Source organism: Nocardia sp. NPDC003269 (assembly GCF_042888005.1).
Classification (GTDB): Bacteria; Actinomycetota; Actinomycetes; order Mycobacteriales; family Mycobacteriaceae; genus Nocardia.
Window position 1 is genome coordinate 1373956 of sequence record NZ_JBIAPA010000002.1, and the last position, 22402, is coordinate 1396357.

18 protein-coding genes and 1 pseudogene are annotated in these 22402 nt (G+C 71.3%); 11 read left to right on the plus strand and 8 right to left on the minus strand.

The annotated features are described in order from the left end of the window. Nucleotides 1–109: 109 nt before the first annotated feature. Nucleotides 110–1786, minus strand: coding sequence for an alkaline phosphatase D family protein (locus ACFYWJ_RS16735; RefSeq protein ID WP_355281448.1), 1677 nt, complete (start codon nt 1784–1786; stop codon nt 110–112). A gap of 86 nt (nt 1787–1872) precedes the next feature. On the opposite strand from ACFYWJ_RS16735, the gene ACFYWJ_RS16740 reads away from it, so the two are divergent. Next, the gene (locus ACFYWJ_RS16740) at nt 1873–3249 is read left to right on the plus strand and encodes a replication-associated recombination protein A (RefSeq protein WP_387162796.1); all 1377 of its coding nucleotides are present in this window, start codon (nt 1873–1875) and stop codon (nt 3247–3249) included. Nucleotides 3250–3319: 70 nt separating this feature from the next. Here ACFYWJ_RS16740 and ACFYWJ_RS16745 read toward each other — a convergent pair whose 3' ends face one another. Both ACFYWJ_RS16745 and ACFYWJ_RS16750 read right to left on the minus strand, forming a co-directional pair. Further along, on the minus strand, nt 3320–3718 hold the full coding sequence (locus ACFYWJ_RS16745) for a hypothetical protein (protein WP_355281446.1): 399 nt from the start codon (nt 3716–3718) through the stop codon (nt 3320–3322). Between the two features lie 52 nt (nt 3719–3770). Then, on the minus strand, nt 3771–4493 hold the full coding sequence (locus ACFYWJ_RS16750) for a WYL domain-containing protein (RefSeq protein WP_355281443.1): 723 nt from the start codon (nt 4491–4493) through the stop codon (nt 3771–3773). Between the two features lie 71 nt (nt 4494–4564). Here ACFYWJ_RS16750 and alaS point away from each other — a divergent pair, with 71 nt between their 5' ends. The 5 genes from alaS (at nt 4565) to ACFYWJ_RS16775 (ending at nt 10981) form a co-directional block, all read left to right on the plus strand. After that, a complete protein-coding gene (gene alaS, locus ACFYWJ_RS16755; RefSeq protein ID WP_355281441.1) occupies nt 4565–7228 on the plus strand; it encodes an alanine--tRNA ligase in 2664 nt (887 codons plus the stop codon). Next, nucleotides 7228–7791, plus strand: coding sequence for a Holliday junction resolvase RuvX (gene ruvX, locus ACFYWJ_RS16760; protein ID WP_355281438.1), 564 nt, complete (start codon nt 7228–7230; stop codon nt 7789–7791). The genes alaS and ruvX overlap by 1 nt, the downstream gene beginning before the upstream one ends. Then, entirely contained in the window at nt 7788–9335 is a 1548-nt protein-coding gene (gene mltG / locus ACFYWJ_RS16765; RefSeq protein ID WP_355281435.1) for an endolytic transglycosylase MltG, read from the plus strand. The genes ruvX and mltG overlap by 4 nt, the downstream gene beginning before the upstream one ends. Continuing rightward, nucleotides 9328–10152, plus strand: a complete 825-nt coding sequence (locus ACFYWJ_RS16770; RefSeq protein ID WP_355281432.1) for a shikimate dehydrogenase — start codon at nt 9328–9330, stop codon at nt 10150–10152. The genes mltG and ACFYWJ_RS16770 overlap by 8 nt, the downstream gene beginning before the upstream one ends. Nucleotides 10153–10528: 376 nt before the next feature. After that, a complete protein-coding gene (locus ACFYWJ_RS16775; RefSeq protein WP_355281430.1) occupies nt 10529–10981 on the plus strand; it encodes a B-4DMT family transporter in 453 nt (150 codons plus the stop codon). A gap of 51 nt (nt 10982–11032) precedes the next feature. Here the strand turns inward: ACFYWJ_RS16775 and aroB are convergent, their stop codons facing one another. The 4 genes and pseudogenes from aroB to ACFYWJ_RS16795 form a co-directional block, all read right to left on the minus strand. Further along, complete coding sequence (aroB, locus tag ACFYWJ_RS16780; protein ID WP_218717161.1) at nt 11033–12148, minus strand: 3-dehydroquinate synthase; 1116 nt, start codon at nt 12146–12148, stop codon at nt 11033–11035. A gap of 413 nt (nt 12149–12561) precedes the next feature. Further along, nucleotides 12562–13242 (minus strand): annotated as a pseudogene (locus ACFYWJ_RS16785) (shikimate kinase); the annotation flags it as partial. Between the two features lie 548 nt (nt 13243–13790). Continuing rightward, a complete protein-coding gene (gene aroC, locus ACFYWJ_RS16790; protein ID WP_355281533.1) occupies nt 13791–14999 on the minus strand; it encodes a chorismate synthase in 1209 nt (402 codons plus the stop codon). A gap of 188 nt (nt 15000–15187) precedes the next feature. Beyond that, nucleotides 15188–15652 carry an A24 family peptidase gene (locus tag ACFYWJ_RS16795; RefSeq protein WP_355281428.1) on the minus strand — a complete coding sequence of 155 codons (465 nt, stop codon included), beginning with the start codon at nt 15650–15652 and terminating at the stop codon, nt 15188–15190. 176 nt (nt 15653–15828) lie between these two features. On the opposite strand from ACFYWJ_RS16795, the gene ACFYWJ_RS16800 reads away from it, so the two are divergent. The 5 genes from ACFYWJ_RS16800 (at nt 15829) to ACFYWJ_RS16820 (ending at nt 19421) form a co-directional block, all read left to right on the plus strand. Further along, nucleotides 15829–16950, plus strand: a complete 1122-nt coding sequence (locus ACFYWJ_RS16800) for an aminopeptidase P family protein (protein ID WP_355281425.1) — start codon at nt 15829–15831, stop codon at nt 16948–16950. A gap of 48 nt (nt 16951–16998) precedes the next feature. Next, nucleotides 16999–17562 carry an elongation factor P gene (gene efp / locus ACFYWJ_RS16805; RefSeq protein ID WP_355281422.1) on the plus strand — a complete coding sequence of 188 codons (564 nt, stop codon included), beginning with the start codon at nt 16999–17001 and terminating at the stop codon, nt 17560–17562. A gap of 2 nt (nt 17563–17564) precedes the next feature. Beyond that, complete coding sequence (nusB, locus tag ACFYWJ_RS16810; protein ID WP_355281420.1) at nt 17565–18080, plus strand: transcription antitermination factor NusB; 516 nt, start codon at nt 17565–17567, stop codon at nt 18078–18080. Next, complete coding sequence (locus tag ACFYWJ_RS16815; protein WP_355281416.1) at nt 18077–18343, plus strand: YciI family protein; 267 nt, start codon at nt 18077–18079, stop codon at nt 18341–18343. The genes nusB and ACFYWJ_RS16815 overlap by 4 nt, the downstream gene beginning before the upstream one ends. 142 nt (nt 18344–18485) lie before the next feature. Continuing rightward, nucleotides 18486–19421 (plus strand): hypothetical protein, encoded by a 936-nt coding sequence (locus tag ACFYWJ_RS16820; protein WP_355281414.1) that lies wholly within the window; start codon nt 18486–18488, stop codon nt 19419–19421. Between the two features lie 139 nt (nt 19422–19560). Here the strand turns inward: ACFYWJ_RS16820 and ACFYWJ_RS16825 are convergent, their stop codons facing one another. Then, the gene (locus tag ACFYWJ_RS16825) at nt 19561–22323 is read right to left on the minus strand and encodes an NERD domain-containing protein (RefSeq protein ID WP_355281411.1); all 2763 of its coding nucleotides are present in this window, start codon (nt 22321–22323) and stop codon (nt 19561–19563) included. Nucleotides 22324–22402 lie beyond the last annotated feature (79 nt).

The window sequence follows — 22402 nt, forward strand, 5'->3', positions numbered from 1 at the left end:
TGCTCCTTCGGATCCGGGCTGCCCGCTCGTCGGGTAGCCGTACTCACCCGACGAGCGACCGAGGCCGCGATCGACAGCCTGTCCGAAGAATTCTGCGCCGATTTCCGGGTCAGTGCACCGGAGTGGCCCGGGGTTCCAGCCGCCCGCCCGCGGGCACCGCGAACGAGGCGCCGTGCCGCAGGCCGGTCGCGGGGTCGGTGACATCGAGGACGTAGAACCAGTCCATCTGCGTCTGCGTCGGGGTCACCTCCAGCACACCGAAGCCGTGCGAGTCGAGCTCGGTGTAGCGCAGGTGATGGTTGGCCGCCTTGATGGCCTCCTCGGCGGGCACCGAGACGGTCCGGTTCGGCACTTTCAGCATGTCGCCGACGCTGGACGAGGTGACCGAGGGGACGACGAACTCCGCGCCCACGGTCGGCCCACCCGGATAGTTCGCGGCGTCGAGCGGCAGGTCCGCGGCCCAGGAGGTGTGGATGTCGCCGGTGAGGAACACGACGTCGCCCACGGTGTTGTCGGCGATGGTGCGGAACAGGGTGCGCCGGTCGGCGGTGTAGCCGTCCCACTGGTCGCCGTTGACGGTCAGGCCGCCCTGCGGCACGCCGATCGCCTCGGTGATCGCCTGGGTGGTGGCGGGTTCGAGCGGCGGGAACACCAGCGGCGCGACCATCACCGAGTTGCCGATCAGCTTCCACTGGGCGGGTGAGGAGCTCAGACCCGCGGTCAGCCAGTCCATCTGGGCGCGGCCGGTGATGGTGCGGGCCGGGTCGTCGGCCTGCCGCCAGCCCGCGCCGGGGCCAGCCTCGTGGTCGCGGTAGCTGCGCAGGTCCAGCATCGACAGCTCGGCCAGGGTGCCGAATCGCAGCCGGCGATAGATCTGCACCTCGGTGCCGGTACGGGCGGCGCGCACCGGCATCCACTCCAGGTAGGCCTGCGCGGAGGCGGCCCGGCGGGCGCTCCACGGACCGTGCACGGCGGGATCGTGGTTCTCCGAGCCCTCGCGCCAGGAGTTGTCGGCCGACTCGTGGTCGTCCCAGGTGCAGATGAACGGCACCGACGCGTGCAGCGCCAGCAGATCGGGATCGGTCTTGTACTGGCCGTGCCGGGTCCGGTAGTCGGCCAGGCTGACGATCTCGTTGACCGGATCATGGGCGCGCACCGCGCCGTTGCGGCCGGTGTACTTGCCGCGCGCGTACTCGTAGATGTAGTCGCCCAGGTGTACGACCGCGTCGAGGTCGGTGCGGGCGGCCAGGTGCCGGTACGACCCGAACCAGCCGGCTTCCCAGTTGGAGCAGGAGACCAGGCCCAGGCGCAGGCGGTCGACCTCGCTGTCGGCCGCGGGCGCGGTGCGGGTGCGGCCGACCGGCGAGGTCTCGCCGAGGGCGGTGAAGCGGTAGTAGTAGTCGGTGGCCGGTGCCAGGCCGGTCGCGTCGACCTTGACGGTGTGGTCGGTGTCGGCGGTCGCGGTCACGGTGCCCGAGGCGGCGATGCCGGCGAAGGACTCGTTCGCGGAGATCTCCCAGCGGACGGTCGCGTGGGCGCCGAGGCCGGAGCCGGGGACCGCGTCGTCGGCCACGCTGACCCGGGTCCACAGGATCACCGCGCCGGGCAGCGGGTCGCCGGAGGCGACGCCGTGGCGGAACACCGCGCCCGCCGCGTGCGCCGTCGCGGTACTCAGTACCACCACCGCGGCCGCCGCCGTCCCGCCTGTGAACAGGGTGCGCCGGGCGAACTGCCCTGTCGCGGAGGTGATGACGCCGTTGTTTTCGACCACGAGGAGCGATCTCATCCCACCGACGGGGTGACGCGCAAGTCCTGTTCGTAAAGTTGGTCAATCGTTCAATTTCGCGTCGGGTCGCCTCCGCCGCCGCGGACCTGTCCGACCGCCTCGGTACCCTGCCAGACGTGAGCGAGAGCCTGTTCGACGTGCCCGGAGAACCCGCCACGCCCGAGCACGGTCTCGACGCGGTGATCCGGCGCGACTCCGGTGCGCCACTGGCGGTCCGGATGCGGCCGTTGTCGCTCGACGAGGTGATCGGCCAGCAGCACCTGCTCGGGCCGGGCTCACCGCTGCGCCGCCTGGTCGAGGGCTCCGGCGCGGCCTCGGTCCTGCTCTACGGCCCGCCGGGCACCGGCAAGACCACCTTGGCCTCGCTGCTGTCCCAGGCCACCGGCCGCCGCTTCGAGGCGCTGTCGGCGCTGTCCGCGGGCGTCAAAGAGGTCCGCGCCGTCATCGACGTGGCGCGGCGCAGGTTGACGGTGGGCGAACAGACCGTCCTGTTCATCGACGAGGTGCACCGCTTCTCCAAGACCCAGCAGGACGCGCTGCTGGCCGCGGTCGAGAACCGGATCGTGCTGCTCGTCGGCGCGACCACCGAGAACCCGTCGTTCTCGGTGGTGTCGCCACTGCTGTCGCGGTCGCTGGTGTTGCAGTTGCAGTCGCTCACGCCCGACGACATCCGCCAGGTCCTCGACCGCGCGATCGCCGACCCGCGCGGGCTCGACGGGCAGTACACCGTCGCCGAGGACGCGCTCGACCACATCGTCCGGATCGCCGGCGGTGACGCGCGTCGCGCGCTGACCGCGCTGGAGGCCTCGGCCGAATCGTCGCTCGACGGCGTCGTCGACGTGGCGCTGGTGGAGGCCAGCGTCGACAAGGCCGCCGTCCGCTACGACCGCGCGGGCGATCAGCACTACGACGTGATCAGCGCCTTCATCAAGTCCATCCGCGGCTCCGACGTCGACGCCGCCCTGCACTATCTGGCCCGCATGCTCACCGCGGGTGAGGACCCCCGTTTCATCGCCCGCCGCCTGATGATCCACGCCAGCGAGGACATCGGGATGGCCGATCCGATGGCCCTGCAGACCGCCACCGCCGCCGCCCAGGTGGTGCAGCTGGTCGGCCTGCCCGAGGCGAAACTGGCCCTGGCCCAGGCCACCATCCATCTCGCCACCGCACCCAAGTCCGGCGCGGTGACCTCGGCGCTGGGCGCGGCCATGGCCGATATCGCCGCGGGCAAGGCGGGTGCGGTGCCCCCGCATCTGCGCGACGGCCACTACGCCGGTGCCGCCGCGCTCGGCAACGCCAAGGGCTACAAGTTCCCGCACGACGCCCGCGACGGTGTGCTCGCGCAGCAGTACCCACCCGACGACCTGGTCGGCACCGACTACTACGAGCCGACCGATCACGGCTTCGAGCGCGAAGTGGGCCCCCGCGTGTCCAAGCTGCGCCGCATCGTCCGGGGGACCTAGCCCGGCGGAGCCGCCGACGGCGAACGGCGCCGCCCTGGCGGACGCGTGGTGACCCGGCGCGCCCGCCGGCTCAGTCGACGGCGAACAGCGCCGTCCCGCCGACCGACCAGATCCGGCGCAACCTGCCCGCGACGGCCTCCATCAGGTCGATACCGCCGTGCTCGGGGTTCCCCGAGCGCTCGGAATGCCACCGGACCGCGAAGGTCCCGGACCCCTCGGCGTCGAGCGCCCCGCTCGCGGCCGAGTCGACGACGAAGCGCACGTCCGGCCGCTGCGCCCGGAAGCCGGTGACGAAGTCGGCCAGGTCGGTGGGGCCGCGCAGGTCGTCGGTGACGTCCCGGGTGGGGGCGGCGAACCGAATCCGGAAGTCGTCGGTGAGTACGTCGTGCGCGATGGTCGGGTCGGTGTTCCACAGCTCGGTCCAGCGGGCGGCGAGCCGGTCGGCGGTGGTCGATGCGGTGGTGGTCATGGGCTGCTCCTCGCGAAGGGCCGCCCCGGCGGCGGCCTGTGCCTCCCAGACTTCAGTCCGTCCGCGACAACGGTGTGTCGGTGATCGACGTCACATCGATCAGCCGCCCGTCGCCGGTCGGAACGGTCGACAGGTCGATGCCCCGGTCCGGCGCCGCCTCGTCGAGCATCCGCGCGCGCACCACCCGATCGAGCCGGAATCCGCGCAGCCCCGAGCGCATCCGGCACCAGGCGTAGAGGAACCAGTGCTCGCTGCCCGCCACGAAGGCCAACGGCTCGACCTCGCGTTCGGTGGGAACCCCGAGCCGGTCCAGGTAGTCGAGCCGCAGCACGCGTCGGCCCGCCACGGCGTCCAGCATCGCGGGGGAGAGGGCGGGCGCGGGCGCGACCGGGAAGAACCGCACCCGGTCGACCAGCGCCGTCGCCCGCAGCCGGTCCTGCTCGGGCAGCACCGCCACCACCTTGTGCACCGCCGACAGCGCGGCCGCCGCGAACGGGGTGCCCGCCAGCCGGGGCAGCGCGACGGCCAGCGCGGTCGCCTCCGCCGCGGTCAGGCTGACCGGCGCCAGGGTGCGGTGCCGGTCGAGGGCGTAGCCGCCCGCGCGGCCGGGCACCGTCCGGATCGGCAGCCCGGACTGTTGCAGCGCGGCCAGGTCGCGTTCGATCGTGCGGGTCGACACCTCGAAGCGGGCGGCCAGCTGACGTGCGGTGCGCGGCCGCGGACTGTAGGCGCGCAGCTCTTCGGCGAGGGCGTAGAGCCGCTCGGTCTTGGTCACGTCCGGATTGTCGCCGAGACCACCGACTCCGGCGCAAAACCCGCGGAATGCAGGCGGTAAGCTGGACAGCTGTGCAGACCCACGAGATTAGACGGCGTTTCCTGGACCATTTCGTCCGTGCCGGACACACCGAGGTGCCCAGTGCCTCGCTGATCCTGGCCGACCCCAACCTGCTGTTCGTCAACGCAGGCATGGTCCAGTTCGTGCCGTACTTCCTCGGTCAGCAGACCCCGCCGTACGCCACCGCGACCAGCGTGCAGAAGTGCGTGCGCACCCTCGACATCGAGAACGTCGGCATCACCACCCGCCACAACACCTTCTTCCAGATGGCGGGCAACTTCAGCTTCGGCGACTACTTCAAGCGCGAGGCCATCACCCTGGCCTGGACGCTGCTCACCAGCAGCGTCGCCGACGGCGGCTATGGCTTCGACCCGGAGCGCCTGTGGGTCACCGTCTACCTCGACGACGACGAGGCCGAGCGGATGTGGCTCGAGATGGGCGTGCCCGCCGACCGCATCCAGCGCCGCGGCATGGCCGACAACTACTGGTCGATGGGCATCCCCGGCCCGTGTGGCCCGTGCTCGGAGATCTACTACGACCGCGGCCCCGAGTACGGCGTCGAGGGCGGCCCCGAGGCCGACGAGGACCGCTACATCGAGATCTGGAATCTCGTGTTCATGCAGAACGAGCGCGGCGCCGGCATCGGCAAGGACAACTTCGAGATCCTCGGCCCGCTGCCCAAGCAGAACATCGACACCGGCATGGGCGTCGAGCGCGTGGCGTTCCTGCTCCAGGGCGTGGACAACGTCTACGAGACCGACCTGATGCGCCCGATCATCGACAAGGCCGAGCAGCTCACCGGCCGCTCCTACGGCGTCGAGCACACCGACGACGTGCGCTTCCGCGTCATCGCCGACCACGCCCGTACCGCCGCGATGCTCATCGCCGACGGCGTGAACCCCGGCAACGACGGCCGCGGCTACGTGCTGCGCCGCCTGCTGCGCCGCATCGTGCGCTCGGCCCGCCTGCTCGGCGCCGAGAAGCCGGTGATGGGCGAGCTGATGAAGGTCGTCTCCGACCTGATGTCGCCGTCCTACCCGGAGCTGGCCACCGACTTCGGCCGCATCGAGACCGTCGCGGTGGGCGAGGAGACGGCCTTCCTCAAGACCCTCAACACCGGCGAGACCCTCTTCGACAACGCCGCGACCGCGGTGAAGTCCAAGGGCGGCAAGCAGATCACCGGGTCGGACGCGTTCGCGCTGCACGACACCTACGGCTTCCCGATCGACCTCACCCTCGAGATGGCCGCCGAGGCGGGCCTGTCGGTGGACGAGGAGGGCTTCCGCTCGCTCATGGCCGAGCAGCGCAAGCGCGCCAAGGACGACGCCCAAGCCCGCAAGCACGCGCACGCCGACCTGACCGTCTACAAGGAACTCGTCGACCGCGGCGCCACCGAGTTCACCGGCTTCGACGAGCTCACCTCCGAGGCGAACGTGCTGGCCCTGATCGCCGACGGCGTGCGGGTGCCCGCCGCGCAGGCCGGGTCCGATGTCGAGGTCATCCTCGACCGCAGCCCGATGTACGCCGAGTCCGGCGGTCAGATCGCCGACCGCGGCACCATCACCGCCTCGGGCCTGAAGCTGCGCATCAACGATGTGCAGAAGATCGCCAAGAAGCTGTGGGTGCACAAGGCCACCGTCGAGCAGGGCCAGATCACCGAGGGCGATGTCGTGCTCGCGCAGGCCGATCCGGCCTGGCGCCGGGGCGCCACCCAGGGCCACTCCGGCACGCACATGGTGCACGCCGCGCTGCGCCAGGTGCTCGGCCCCAACGCGGTGCAGGCGGGTTCGCTGAACAAGCCCGGCTACCTGCGGTTCGACTTCAACTGGCAGGGCGCGCTGTCGGAGCAGCAGAAGGCCGACATCGAGGCCGTCTCCAACGACGCGGTCGGTGCCGACTTCCCGGTGAACACCTTCGTCACCGACCTGCCCAAGGCCAAGGAGATGGGCGCGATGGCCCTCTTCGGCGAGAACTACGGCGACGAGGTGCGCGTCGTGGAGATCGGCGGCCCGTTCTCGATGGAGCTGTGCGGTGGCACGCACGTCGAGCACTCCTCGCAGATCGGCCCGATCACCGTGCTCGGTGAGTCCTCGGTCGGTTCCGGCGTGCGCCGCGTCGAGGCGTTCGTCGGCCTGGACTCCTACAAGTACCTGGCCAAGGAGCGCGCGCTGCTGGCCGGTGTCGCGTCCTCGCTGAAGGTGCCGTCGGACGAGGTGCCCGGTCGCGTCGAGCAGCTCGTGGAGCGGCTCAAGGTGGCCGAGAAGGAACTCGAGCGCACCAAGATCGCCGCGGTGCTGTCCTCGGCGGGCACGTTCGTCGAGCAGGCCGAGCGGATCGGCTCGGTCCTGCTGGTCGCGGCCGCCGCGCCCGAGGGCGTCGCCGCGGGCGATCTGCGCACCCTGGCCACCGACATCCGCGGCCGCTTCGGCAGCGACGCCGCGGTGGTCGTGCTGCTCGGCAACACCGACGGCAAGGCGCCGTTCGTGGTGTCGGTCAACAAGGCCGCCCAGGATCTCGGCTTCAAGGCGGGTGACCTGGTGGCCAGCTTCGGCCCGAGCATCGCCGGCCGGGGCGGCGGCAAGCCGGAGATGGCGCAGGGCTCCGGTTCGGATCCGTCGGGTATCCCGGCCGGTCTGGCCGCGGTCCGTGCCCGGGTGGCCGAACTCGCCGGCTGATGCCACCGACCGCAGGTCCAGCCGACCAGGAACCGGCCGACCGACCGGATCCGGCGACCGACCCCGGTCGGGGCCGCCGGATCGCGATCGATGTCGGCAGCGTCCGGATCGGGGTCGCCTCGAGCGACCCCGACGGAATCCTCGCCACTCCGGTGGAGACCGTGCCGCGCGCCAAGCCGTCGAAGTCCGGCGGGCGCGCGGCGGGTCCGCCCGCCGACATCGCGAGAATTGCCGACATTGTGCGGGAGTACGAAGCCGTCGAGGTGATCATCGGGCTGCCGCGTACCCTGCGCGGTGAAAACGGCACGGCGGCGGGGATCGCGCGTCGGTTTGCCCGGGAGTTGCGCCGGGTGATCGACCCGATTCCGATACGCCTTTCCGACGAACGTTTGACTACGGTGTCTGCTGCACGTGCGCTGCGCGACAGCGGAGTTCGCGCACGTGGCCAGCGGCAGGTGATCGATCAGGCGGCAGCCGTGTCGATTCTGCAAGGATGGTTGGACGAGCGGAGTTCGGTGTTGAAGGACGCAGCAGACGCGAGCGTGGTCGGAGACGATGCATGACCGACCGATGGGCCAGGGCCGAGGAACGCTACCGGGCGCGGGAAGCTGATCGGCGCTATCCCCGCCGCGACGACTGGGGTCTGGATGCCCGGGAGGCGCGCGAGGAGCCGCAGCAGGCCGGTCCCGCGGGCTGGGACGACGATGACGACACCAACGTCATCCCGCGCTACGAGGACGAGCACTACGACGACGAGCCCGAACCCGAGCCGGTGGCTCCGCCGCGCCGGGTCGGTCAGCGGGCCGCCCCGGCGGGCCGCGCCGCGGGTGGACGGCCCGAGGGCGAGCGTGGCCGCGGTAAGCCGCCGTCCGGTCGCGACAAGCAGCCCGGGGGCCGTGGCAAGGCGGCGTCGGGCCGCAAGCGGTCGCGAATCGCCTCGCGTAAGGCCGCCGAGCGCAAACGGCGCCGCCGCAACCTCTGGGTGGTCGGCGCCCTGCTGGCCGTGCTCATCGTCTCCGCGGCCGGATTCGCCGGCTACAAGCTGATGAGCCGGTTCGCCCCGGCCGAGGACTTCGCCGGTCCGCCCGGTGCCCTCGTCGTGGTCCAGGTGCATCCCGGTGACACCGCGTCGCAGATCGCCGGCGCCATGCACGAGCGCGGAGTGGTCGCCAGCCGGGAGGCCTTCTACGAAGCGGCCGTGCGCAATTCGGGGATGAACAACGTGCAGCCCGGGTACTACGCGATCGGGGTGAACAGCCCGGCGGCCACCGCCGTCTCCACACTGGTGGGTGGGAAGTCGCGCGTCGGCAACGTCACCGTCTCCGAGGGGCGGCTGCTGCACGACAAGCACGACGCGAACACCGGTGGCCGCTACGACGGCATCTACCGCAAGGTCGCCCAGGCCAGCTGCATCGGCGCCGAGCAGAAGTGCGTCACCTACGAACAACTCGACGCGGCGGGCGCGAGCACCGACCTGGCCGCCCTCGGCGTGCCCGACTGGGCCATGAAGGGCGTGCGGGAATCCCCGGACCGGTCCCGGCAGCTGGAGGGCCTGATCGCGGCGGGCACCTGGGATTTCGATCCCAGCGGAACCCCGCAGCAGATCCTGCGGCAGCTGGTGACCTCGAGCGTGGAGCGCTACGAGTCGACCGGGCTGCTGCAGTCCGGCGCCACCACGGGCCTGACGCCGTACCAGACCCTGGTGTCCGCGTCGCTGGTGGAGCGCGAGGCGAAGCCGCAGGACATGAGCAAAGTGGCCAGGGTGATCGTGAACCGGCTCAAGGCCGACCAGATGCTGCAGTTCGACTCGACGGTCAACTACACCCTGGACACCACCGAGGTGGCGACCACCAACGCCGACCGGGCCAGGGAAACCGCCTGGAACACCTACGCGATGCGTGGCCTTCCCGTCACGCCGATCTCGGCCCCGTCGCTGGACGCGTTGCGGGCCATGGAGAATCCCGAGCCGGGGGCGTGGCTGTACTTCGTCACCGTCGACAAGGAGGGCACCACCCTGTTCACCGAGAGCTACTCCGAACACCTGCGGCTGGTCGCCCAGGCGCAGCGCAGCGGCATCCTCGACAGCTCCAAGCCCTACGGTGGCTGAGCCGCGCAAGGCGGCGGTGCTCGGCAAACCGATCGCGCACTCGCGGTCGCCGCAGCTGCACCTGGCCGCCTACCGGGCACTCGGGCTGGACTGGACCTACGAGCGGGTCGAGTGCTCGGCCGAGCAGCTGCCGGGTCTGGTCGACGGGCTCGGACCGGAATGGGTCGGACTCTCGGTGACGATGCCGGGCAAGGAAGCCGCGCTCGCCCACGCCGACACGCGCACCGACCGGGCGGTCCTGGTCGGCTCGGCGAACACGCTGGTGCGCACCGAGGCGGGTTGGCTGGCCGACTGCACCGATGTGGACGGCGTGCTCGGCGCGCTGCGCGGTGGCGGCGTCGACCGGGTGCGCGAGGGTGTGGTGCTCGGCGCGGGTGGCACCGCCCGGCCCGCCCTGCTGGCGCTGGCGGAACTGGGCGCGGAATCGGTGACGGTGGTCGCGCGCGATGCCGGACGGGCCCGCGACGCGCTGGAGCTCGCCGAACGCCTGGGCCTGGCCGTGTCCACGATCGACTTCGAGGCCGACGCCCTCGCCACCGTGTGCGCGACGGCGGGTGCGGTGGTCAGCACCATTCCCGCGGACGCGGCCGCCGCGGTCGCGGACCGGGTGGCGGCGGCCCCGGTGGTGCTCGACGCGATCTACAACCCGTGGCCGACCCCGCTGGCCGCGGCGGTGGCCGCGGCCGGGCACACCGTCGTCAGCGGTCTGCAGATGCTGCTCAACCAGGCCTACGGTCAGGTCGAGCTGTTCACCGGGCAGCCCGCACCGCGCGCCGCGATGGCGGCCGCGCTCGACGAGACCCTTCCGTCGGCCTGAGCGTCGTATTACCCTGGTGCCCAACGCAATCTAGGGGAGGGATTGGCTGTGTTCGGTCGAATCGTGGTCATGGTGCTGTCGGTTGTCGCCTCGGCGATCGTTGTCGGGGGTCCCGCCTCGGCGCAAGGGGGTTGTGCCTCGCCGCAACCGTCCTGGGGGTTCACCTGCGTGGCGTCGGCATCGAACGTCTCGCTGGCGAGTTGTCTGAAGGACGCGCCGCTGTGGAGCGATCGGGCGCGTTGTGAAGCGCGGACCGACGGTAGCGGCAGGTTCGACCTCTGGGTGCCGTCGAACTGACCGTCCCGGCGTCTCCGGGAATCGCCCGATCCGGTGGAATTGATACCTGTTCTAGTTTTTTCCGGTTAAGGTGTTGCTCATGACCGCTTGGGTGTTACGAGCCACTGTCCTGGGCGCGCTGGTCGTCGGCTTACGGTTGCTGCTCGCCGTCGCGATGGCGTTCGCGCCGACCTACGGCACGATCTGGCGGGTGGCCTGCCTCGCCGTGATCGTGGGTGTCGTGGTCGCCTGGGGAATGCGCGACGGCCAGGCGGGCGCCGCCACCGATCTCACCGTGCGCTGGCTGGCGGCCGGGGCCGTCGCCGGCCTCGCGAGCGGGGCCGTGTGCCTGGTCCTCGATCAGGTGCCCGGCATCGAACTCGGCGAAGCCGGTGCGCTGTTCGAACTGACCTCGGCGGCGTCGTTCATCCTGCTGCTGGTGTTCCTGCCCGCGATGGCGGGCGTCGCCCTCGGTCGTCGACGGGCGCGGCGCACCCCCGAATCCACCGCCACCGCTCCCCAGACCCAGCCGGAGTTCGCGCCGGTCGTCTGAGTCCACCGATACTGTGCCCGGCGAGGACCTCTCGCCGGGCACAGTGCCGTGTCAGAGCAGAATCGGGCCGCCGGTGGAGGCCTCACGCGCGATCGCCGAGTAGGCCGCGGCCAGCAGCGACGGATCGGGACCCTCGAGCCTGCCCGGCTTGGCCAGCCCGTCGAGCACCACGAACCGCAGCACGCCCGAGCGGGTCTTCTTGTCGGTCTGCATGGCGTCCATCAGCTGCGGGAGCGCGTCACCGTCGTAGCTGACCGGCAGTCCGACGCTCTCCAGGATGGTGCGGTGCCGGTCGGCGGTGGCGTCGTCGAGACGGCCGGCCAGCCTGCCCAGCTCGGCCGCGAACACCAGGCCGACGGAGACGGCGGCGCCGTGGCGCCAGCGGTAGCGTTCGCGGCGCTCCACGGCGTGGCCCAGCGTGTGGCCGTAGTTGAGGATCTCGCGCAGGCTCGACTCCTTGAGGTCGGCCGCCACGACATCGGCCTTGACCTGGATGGCGCGCCGGATCAGCTCCGGCAGCACGTCGCCGGTGGGATCGAGCGCGGCCTCCGGGTCGGCCTCGATGAGATCCAGGATCACCGGGTCGGCGATGAAACCGGCCTTGATGATCTCGGCCATGCCCGCGACGATCTCGTTGCGCGGCACCGTCTCCAGGGTGGCCAGGTCGACCAGGACGGCGCTCGGCTCGTGGAAGCTGCCGACGAGGTTCTTGCCCGCCTCGGTGTTGATGCCGGTCTTGCCGCCGACCGCGGCGTCGACCATCGCCAGCAGCGTGGTCGGCACGTGCACGATGCGCACCCCGCGCATCCAGGTGGCGGCGACGAAGCCGGCCAGGTCGGTGGCCGCGCCACCGCCGAGGCTCACGATGGCGTCGTTGCGGGTCAGCCCGATCCGGCCGAGCACCTCCCAGCAGAACCCGGCGACGGCCAGGTCCTTGCCGTCCTCGGCGTCGGGGATCTCGATGCGGTGCGCGTCGATCCCGGTGTCGGCCAGCGCTTTCCGCACGACCTCGGCGGTCTCGGCCAGGGGCGGCTGATGGAAGATCGCCACGGTCCGCACGGCGTTGCCCGCGGTGACCGCCTCGACGAGATCGCCGAGCAGCCCGCGTCCGATGATCACCGGGTACGGGTCGGCGGTGCGGACCTGGATGGTGGTCGGCTCTGTCACGTGCGCTGCTCCGATTCTTTCTGGTCGTTGGTCTTGCGCCGGCCGCCGCGTCGGCGCGGCCGGTTGCGCCGGGTGCGCTCGCCCTGGGCGGTCGCGCGGTCCGCGTCGCCGGGCTGGCCCGCTCCGGACCGCTGCCCGGTCGGCGGCGGAGTGCCGGTGCGCTGACCCGCCGGGCGATCCGGTGACGTCGCACCGGACTGGGCCGCGGGTTCCCCGCCGGGCGCGCGGGTCGACCTGGCATCGGCCTCGCGGTTCGTGCCCGCCGAGCGGATGCGGACCCCGCCGCGCCGGGACCTGGTGCGCCGGGACCGGCGGGCGCCGGTCGTGCGCGCCTCGCCCTGCGGTGTGCCCGCGTCACCGCCGGGTGCCGGGTCGGAGCCGGATCGCGTTGCCGCCGAACCGGTCCGGTCGATCGTGGCCTGCTCGGTCGCCCGGCGCGCGGCCGCGGCGCGCGCCCTGGCCCGACGTCGCGCCCTTGACCGGTTGCTGCCGATCCCGGGCCTGCTGGTGGCCGAACCCGAAGCGGCGGTACCGGATCCGCCGGTGGCGCGCTCGGCGTCGAGATCGGTGCGCACCGATTCCAGGCCGAGTTTGGTGAGGATCATCCGCACCACCCGGCCCGGGCTGCGCCCGTCGGTCCGCACGCGCACCGTGGCGACCTCGCGGTAGAGCGGGCGCCGGATCCGCATCAGCTCCCGGTACTTGGCACCGGGATCGGTTCCGTTGAGCAGCGGTCGCGCATTGCTGGAGCCGGTACGCCGAAGTCCTTCGGCCACACTGATTTCCAGGTAGACCACGGTCGCGGAACGCAACACCTCGCGAGTCCGCGCCGACAGCACCGACCCGCCACCGAGGGAGACGACGCCATCGTGCTCGAGCACCGCCCGCCGCACCACCAGCTCCTCGATCCGGCGGAACTCCGGCTCGCCGTCGGTCGCGAAGATCTCCGGAATCCCGCGCCCGGTGTCGGCCTCGATCCCGGCATCGGTGTCGTACAACTCGACCCCGAGCTCCCGCGCGAGCTTGCGCCCGATCGTCGACTTCCCCGACCCCGGCGGCCCGACCAGGACCACACGCGCACGAGGTTCGGCCACTGCCCCGCTATCGGCAGCGCCGGTCTGCTCAGCGGTCCCGGTCCCGGTCGCGTCGCCAGTCGCGTCAGTGGTCTCGGTCGGCTCGGCGTCACCGGATGCGCCAGTGGTCCCGGTCGGCTCGACGTCACCAGGTGCGCCAGCAGTCTCGGCCGACTCGACGTCAGCGGTCGCATCAGCGGTTCGGGACGCCTCGGGGTCGCTGGTTGTGTCGGCGTCACCGTTCGGGTTGGCGGCACTGGTACTGGTCTCGCCAGCAGCGCCAGCAGCGCCAGCAGCGCCAGCAGCGCCAGCAGCGCCAGTCGCGTCGGCAGTGCCGGTCGTGCCAGCGGGGCTGGTCGTGTCGGCAGTGCCGGTCGTGCCAGCGGGGCTGGTCGTGTCGGCAGTGCCAATTGCGCCAGCAGCGCTAATCGCGCCGGCTGTGCCGGTGCCGTCAGCGGTGTCGGTGGCGTTGACGGGGCTGCCTACTCGGTCGGCGCGATCGTTCGTGCCGACAGTCGATGGGGGACCCGCGTCGTTGTCCTCCGCGGCCCCCTCCTGTCCCTGCCCGGTCACGGCGTGCGGCTGTCCGCGGGCACGTGCGGGCGGTTGCCGATCCGCTTGATGTAGCTGGTGATGTTGTCGAGGGTCTCGGTCAGCGAGTCGCCGCCGAACTTCTCCAGCGCCGCCTGCGCCAGCACGAGCGCGACCATCGACTCCGCGACCACGGCGGCCGCGGGGACCGCGCACACATCCGAGCGCTGGTGGATGGCGACGGCTTCCTCGCCGGTGGACATGTCGACGGTCGACAGCGCGCGCGGCACGGTCGAGATCGGCTTCATCGCGGCGCGCACTCGCAGCGCCTCGCCGTTGGTCATGCCGCCTTCGAGACCGCCCGCGCGGTTGGTCGAGCGCAGCACGCCGTCGGGGCCGGGGCGCATCTCGTCGTGGGCCTGGCTGCCGCGCCTGCGCGCGGTCTCGAAACCGTCGCCCACCTCGACACCTTTGATCGCCTGGATGCCCATGAGGGCGGCGGCCAGCCGCGAGTCCAGCCGCTGCTCGCCGCTGATGAACGAGCCGAGCCCGATCGGCAGACCGTCGACGATCACCTCGACGACGCCGCCGAGCGTGTCGCCGTCCTTCTTGGCCGCCTCGATCTCGGCGATCATCGCCGCCTCGGCGTCGGCGTCGAACGCGCGGACCGGGCTGGCGTCGATGGCGTCGAGATCGTGCGCACCGGGGGTGACACCGGTGGTGTTGGCCGCGGTGCCGATCGACACCACGTGCGAGATCACCTCGACACCGAAGGCCTGACGCAGGAAGTTGCGGGCGACCGTGCCCGCCGCGACGCGGGCCGCGGTCTCGCGGGCACTGGCCCGTTCGAGCACCGGACGCGCGTCCTCGAAGTTGTACTTGAGCATGCCGGAGTAGTCGGCGTGACCGGGACGCGGACGGGTCAGGGGCGCGTTGCGCGCCATCCCAGCGAGCGCCTCCTCGTCGACCGGGTCGGCCGACATCACCTCGGTCCACTTGGGCCACTCGGAATTGGCGACCTCGATCGCGACCGGACCACCCATGGTCCGGCCGTGGCGCACGCCACCGACCAGGGTGACCTTGTCGGCCTCGAACTTCATCCGGGCGCCGCGCCCGTAACCGAGCCGACGGCGCGCGAGCTGTGCGGAGACGTCGTCCGATGTCACCTCGACTCCGGCGACCATCCCTTCCAGGAGGGCGACGAGAGCGGGACCATGGGATTCTCCGGCAGTTATCCAGCGCAACACGCCGACCATCTTCCCATGTCGCCGCGCGTGGTCGGGCACGTGGGCCGACGTGATGAGCGGCACGTCGCCGCCGCGCCGGGCCGCGCGGTGGCGGCCACCGCCCCGATCGTGCTGCACCGACCCGGTCCCGACCGGTGTCGGGGTACCGGCGCCAGGTGTGTGATCGGCCCGGCGCGTCGCGCTGCCGGTCATGCCAGCGCCATCGCGGTGACGGTGGCCAGGCACATGGCCGGACCGTGTGGCACCGGTCGTCGCGACCGCGGCCCGCCCGTGTCGCGACCCAGTGCCGCGCGCAGCCGGTGCCCACCGAGCATGCCCACCGCGATCGCCGCTGTGAGCGCGGGCGCGGCGATCGCCGCCCACACCCACGCGGGCGGTCCGGCGAGCGCGGCGGCGGCCCCGAGACCCACCGCCAGTTTCACGTCACCGGCGCCGAGCGCGGCCGGGGAGAGCAGATGGATCACCAGATACGGCATGGTCAGCAACGCGGCCCCGATGAGCGCCGTCGCCAGGTTCCCGGTGTACCCCGCGTAGAGGAACACCGCCGCCGCGCCGACGCCGGTGAGGGCGTTGGGGAGCCGGCGGGCGTGGATATCGAGGACACCCAGCAGCAAGCACCAGGCGATGAGCAGGCAGAACGCGGCAGTGGTCATGCGTTCGATCGTGCGCGGCGGCGCGCGCCCCGGCGAGGCCCGATCGGCGAATGTGGACAACTCCGCGCGATGTGGACAACGCGGTGTCCAGTCGGGCGCGCGGTGGACGCGCCGACGCCGGGAAAAGTGCCGAGTTCGGTGCCGACGTGTCGGTCGTCGAGCGGTAGCGTTGACCCATGTGTGCTGATACCCCGCGTCCCGATCACGCGGCACGGCGTGGTGCTCTGCGGAGCCTGCTGGTGGAGAACGGCGTCGACGCGCTGCTGGTCACCGATCTGGTCAATATCCGCTACCTGACCGGGTTCACCGGCTCCAATGCCGTGCTCCTGGTGCACTCCTGGGATATGCGCGGTGCCGAGGACCGCACCGTCATCGGCACCGACGGCCGCTATTCCGCGCAGGTGGCCGTGCAGGTCCCCGATCTGAGCGCCGAGATCTCCCGGGCCACCGCGCGGCGGATCATCGAGCTGGCCGGCGAATGGCAGCTGGGCCGGATCGGCTTCGAGAGCCACGTGGTCACCGTCGCCGAGCACACCTCGTTCCAGTCCTTGCGCACCGGACTGCAACTGGTACCGACCAACGGGCTGGTCGAGCAGCTGCGCATGGTCAAGGACGACTACGAGATCGCCCAGCTGCGCGCGGCCTGCGCGGCTGCCGACGCGGGTCTGGCCAGCCTGCTCGACCGCGGCCTGATCCGGCCGGGCCGCACCGAACGCCAGGTCGCCCGCGACCTGGAGTGGGCGATGTTCGAGCACGGCGCCGAAGCGATCTCGTTCGAGACGATCGTCGCCACCGGCGTGAACTCCGCCGTGCCGCATCACCGCCCGACCGGCGCGGTCCTGGCCACCGGCGACTTCGTCAAACTCGACTTCGGCGCGGTTGTCGACGGCTACCACTCCGACATGACCCGCACCCTCGTCCTCGGCAGGCCCGAGGACTGGCAGCGCGAGATCTACGAACTGGTGGCCCGTTCCCAGCGGGCGGGACGCGAGGCGCTGAAACCGGGCGCGGGGACCGCCGAGGTCGACGCCGCCGCCCGGGTCGTCATCGAGGAGGCGGGCTACGGTCCGCAGTTCGTGCACGGCCTCGGGCACGGGGTCGGGTTGCAGATCCACGAAGCGCCCGGAGTGGCGAAAACGAGTACCGGTACACTACTTGCTGGCGTGGCGGTGACCGTCGAACCTGGTGTGTATCTTCCCGGCCGCGGCGGGGTCCGGATCGAGGACACGCTCGTGGTACGCGAGGCGGGCCCGGACCTGCTCACCCTCACCAGCAAGGACCTGACCGTCGTCGAGTGACGCCGGTCCCCAGAGACCGCAGTAAACGAACGAGGAGATCCGAGGACAGTGGCGGACACCAGCGACTTCAAGAACGGCCTTGTGCTGAAAATCGACGGTCAGCTCCAGCAGATCGTCGAGTTCCAGCACGTCAAGCCGGGTAAGGGCCCCGCTTTCGTGCGGACCAAGCTGAAGAACGTCGTGTCCGGCAAGGTCGTCGACAAGACCTTCAACGCGGGCGTCAAGGTCGAGACCGCGACCGTCGACCGTCGCGACATGACCTACCTGTACCACGACGGCACCGACTACATCTTCATGGACGGTGACACCTACGACCAGATCTCCATCCCGGAGGCCACCATCGGTCAGGGTGCGCGCTTCCTGCTGGAGAACATGGGCGTGCAGGTGGCCGTGCACGAGGACGCGCCGCTGTTCGTCGAGCTCCCCGTCACCATCGAGCTGGTCGTGCAGCACACCGACATCGGCCTGCAGGGTGACCGCTCCACCGGTGGCACCAAGCCCGCCACCCTGGAAACCGGCGCCGAGGTGCAGGTCCCGCTGTTCATCAACACCGGCGACAAGCTGAAGATCGACTCGCGCGACGGCAACTACCTCGGCCGCGTCAACGCCTGATCGTGACGGACTCCCCGGCAGACAAAAAGGGCTCGTTCAAGAAGCTCGGCGCACGCCACAAGGCGCGCCGCCGGGCCGTGGACCTGCTGTTCGAGGCGGAGGCGCGCGACGTCGACGTCTCCGACCTGCTCTCCGAACGCGCCGACCTGGCGACTCGTGACCAGAGCGTGGCTCCCGTGCACGCCTACACCTCGGTCCTGGTCGAGGGCGTCGCCGACGACCTGGACCGGGTCGACGGCACCATCGAGGGCTACCTGCAGGACTGGACACTGTCGCGCCTGCCCGCCGTCGACCGGGCGATCCTGCGGATCGCGGTGTGGGAGCTGTTCCACGCCACCGACGTCCCCCCGGTGGTCGCGGTCGACGAGGCCGTCGAGCTGGCCAAGGAGCTGTCCACCGACGACTCGCCGTCGTTCGTGAACGGTGTGCTGGGGCAGGTCGTGCAGGTCGCGCCGCAGGTGCGCGCCGCCGCGGCCGCCACCAGGGCCGCGCGTCCCGCGCCGGAGGACCGGTCGTGACGAACAAGTACCTCGTCATGGTCATGCGCACCCCCGCGTTCGACCAGTCCGTGGTCGAACCGCACCGCGCGTTCCTGCAGGAACTGCTCGCCAAGGGACAGCTGCAGGAGAGTGGCCGGTTCACCGACGGCACCGGCGGCGCCTACGTCGTCCTGGCCGAAAGCCTGGACGCCGCAACGGCTCTCGCGCACGCCGATCCGGTGCACACCACCGGAGCGTCGGAACTGACGATCTACGAATGGGAGATCGCCGTCTCGGCGTGACACCTTCCGGCGACAGCCGCGCATCCTGCCCGGATGCGCGGCTGTCGCCGTTTTCCGGGCCACTTCCGATGCGGATCACGATGGCGTGCAGGAGAATGCAACCAGCATCGAACGCCGTCGGATCGGCGGGCTGGGGGAGACCGTGAGTGAGCATCCATCGCTGAGCAGCTGGCACATGACCCGGGCACAATTGCTCTGGGCCGCACTAGGTCTGGCGGTCGTCTTCGCGATCCTGATCATGGCGCGGGGCAGTGTGCGCGAGATCTTCAAGGTGCAGCCGGATTTCGTGCTCGGCCTCTCGCTGTCGATCAGCACGATCTTCTTCACCAAGGCGTTCTCCCGGTCGGGGATCGCCTCGGCGGTGCACCACATCCACGAACCGCGGGATCCGAATGTGCTGGCCGCCTTGGATTCCGCGGTCGATCAGCGGCTGCACGCGATGGGGTTGCACGAGAACGTCGCGCTGCTCAGCCGCGATATCGCGGTGGCGAGCAAGCGGATCAACGAGTTCTACGATCTGCAGGCGATGGAGCCGCGGTTCCACGCGACGGCGCCGCTGCTGCGGGTGGCGCTGACCGACCTCGACGACGCGCTGGCCATCGTCAGCCGGGTCGCCGACCGGATCGGCACCACCGAAACCACACAGGTGTACCGCATTCCGGAGGCGACCAGGTCGCATCTCACCGACGCGTTGCGCGATGTCATGGAGGCCTCGGCACGGCGCAACGAGACCTACGAGGCGCTGCGCGCGCAGGTCGCCGGCGAACCGATCGACGATCTGTGGGGGCTGTTCGCGGTGCTCACCTCCGACACCCTCAAGGCGCAACGCGACCTGGAATCGCTGGTGAGCAAGTCGATCCAGGCGGTGCCCGCCGACCGCATCGCCGTCCTGCAGGGCTATGTCGCGGCGTCGCTGAGCCGGCTGGTCACCGTGGGCGACCTGATCCGCGCGCGTGGGCTCGCCGCGCCGCCCGCCCTGCAGATCATCGCCGAGGATCTGCGGCGCGCGCAGGCCAAGCTGACCAGGGCACAGGAATCCGACGGCGACCAGCCCGCGACGCAGGCGGCGGTGGCCTGAGCCGGATCCCGACGGCCTCCGCCGGTGGGTGTACGGGAAACCGGCGGAGGCGCGACCGACGCTGGGTGGCGCGGTGTCGGGTGTGCGCGGGGCACATCGGTGATCTTGCTACCTCGAGTGCGCTCGAGGTCAAGCCGGTTCAGCGGTCGGCGTGCACCAGGGGCGCGAGGAAGCCGGTGACCTGCGCGGTCGACGGCTGGCCCAGCCTGCGGCCCAGGACGTCGGGTGCGTCGGCGACGGCGCGGCACCGATCGGGATCCGTATTTGCGGGGTCGGCCGAGTAGCGTTCGCCGACCATGATCGCGCGTCCGGCCTCCCGCCCGGTGCGCAGTTCGTAGACGGTGATCTCGTAGGTCGCCCGGAACAGATTGACCGTGCGGCCGATGGGGGAGCCCGGCGCCGCGGGGAGCTGGCAGGTCTGGACCAGATCGCCCAGGCTGGTCTGGCGCATGCAGGCGATGAGCTGGACCGTGGCCGGGTCGGTCGGATGCCAGGCGGGTGAGCTGTTCGTCGCGACCATGGTGGCCAGGTCGCCCGACAGGTAGGTCGGCCGCGCGCCGTCGCGCTGGTACTCCGCGGCATTCGGGAACGGCTTGCGGTCGTCGCACATCCGGTCGTAGTCCGCCATCTCGAACCGGCTCGCCTGCACGGCGGTGATGGCGAAGAAGCCCGCCCCGAACAGGGCGATGAACAGCAGCAGTCCGATGCCGGGCCCGATCCGCAGCCTGCGTCGCTCGCGCGGGCGTCGCTCGCGCACCGGCGTGTTGCGCCATCGCTCGAGCAGCGACGGCCCGCCGGACCGGCTCGAGAGCTGCTCCCGCGACCGGTTCGTGGCGGCCGGGCGGGCCGGGGTCCGATCCTGATCGACCCAGTCGCTCCAGTGCTCGGTGTCGTCGAATCGCTCGGCGCTGCCGTGGTGGGCGGAATCGGGGCTGCCCGATGATGCCGACCAGGCGGTGGCGGCGGCCCCGGCGGTACCGGCCGCGACGGCGTATCCGGGTGCCGCGTACGCCGGATCGTCGGGATCCTCGTCCTCCGGCCAGTCATCGTCATCGGCCATCGTCGGCTCGACTTCGTGCGGGACCTCGGCGTCCGAGTCATCGCCCGGTGCGGCGAAGCTGCTCGCGGCGGCACTCGGTGAAGCCAGGGGAGACTCGGTGGACCGGTCATCGGTCGACTTCACCAGCGACACAGCCGCTCCCGCATCCTCGCCGGAGGCCGGTGTCGCTGCGGTGACATCCGTACCAATGACGGATTCGTCCGGCTCCGCAGGGGCAGTGGCCGTTTCGTCGGGTGACGGAGCAGATCTGCCTTCCGCGCTGCCGGAAGCCTCGACTCCGGTGTCCGGTTGGTCCGTGGAGCCGTCCGGTCCGTGGACTTCGGCCACGACCTCGTCGTCGGTTTCGGCGGGTGACGGAGCAGATCCGTGTTCCGCGGTGCCGGAAACCTCGACCCCGGCGTCCGGTTGGTCCGTGGAGCCGTCCGGTCCATGGACCTCGGTCACGACCTCGTCGTCGGTGGGCTCCTCCGCCGTGGCGTCGGTACGCTCGGGCAGCGTGCCGACGGTGAGGGAAGCCGCTGGTGCCACGGGGTTTTCCGGATCGGGGGCGACAATGTCATCCGTTGTGGGCTCGGCCGCTCCGGTCTCGTGGGCAGGCGCCCGCGTCGGCTCGGCTGCCGCAGGGTGCTGTTCCTCTGCGTTCTCGACAGCGTGCCCGTTGTCGTCCGGAGGTGCGGTCTCGGTACCGGAGCCGGGTGCGGACGGCGCCGCTCGCACGGGTTCCGTGTCGGGTGCAGAGGCGGCATCTGCCGCGTGCTCGGCGAGATCGGCTTCGGGAGACGCGGCTGACTTCGCGGCCTGCTCGGGCTCACCCGGGGTGTCCTCGGGAAGCTCCGCCGAGACCTCGGTTCTCGGCGTCGACGCGGTCTGCGAGTCGTCGTCTGTGGCAGCCATACTCACCAATCTCGCCAACGGCGCGACAGCACCGTTCGACTCCTCGCTGTGCGCCGCAGTGCCGTCCGAGGTCGCGGAGACGGTGCTCGGCGCCTGGTCGGCGGATTCCGGCGCCGCCGGACCTGATTCCTCGGTGTCGGCGGAGGGCCGTGACCGATGCGTGAGCCGATCGATCGCGGCGAGGAACCCGGGTGTGCTCGCCTGCGCCACTCGGGTGCCCACCCGGGAGGCGCCACGGCCGGGGGCGGTCTCGCCCTCCTCGGCCTGCCCGAGTCCGGCGGCGGCCGGTGCGGCCCTGGTCGAGGTCGACGGTTCCAGCCGTGCCGGAAAACCCTGGTCCGCCAACGCGACCCGGGACGGCAGCAGGTGGCTGAGATTCAGGGCCGCGAAGACGCGGCGCACATCGTTGACGTTGAGCCGGACCGTGCGTCCGGTCTCGGCGTGGAAGTAGTCGCGCAGAGACGAGGAATCGTCGCGTTCGACCAGCACCGCCCGGTATCCGTCCGCGATGCGGGCCTCCTCGAGGGTGATCTGCGCGCCGGGCTGGGGGACCAGCGCGACCACGGCGTTCACCCAGCCGAAGATCCCGGACTGCTGCAGCAGGTTCTTGGCGGCGAAGACCTGCCTGCGCACCTGGACGAACGGATTGGGCACCCGCACCGCGTGATAGAGCGCGGCCTCCGCGCCGTCGACCGTCCAGGGGCCGTTGGGCGGGGTGGCGAGCACACCGTCCTGGCGCGCGGTGAACCCCTTCACCTCCACCACGGTGGCCCCCTGCGGCGTACACACCAGCGCGTCGACCTCGACCGATCCGCCCCGGCTCTCCGGCACATGGCAGCGGAAGATCGCCACGCCCCCTACCTCGGACGCGGCCCATTCCCGGATCGCCGCCGCGACGACCTCTTCTGCGCCTTCGAGTTCGGTTTCGTCCGCGACAACGACGATCACCACGACCCCCTGAGCAACCGATTGCGGACCCCTACCAGGATACGACCTCCGCCAGCGACATCGAAACCGAATCCTGTTG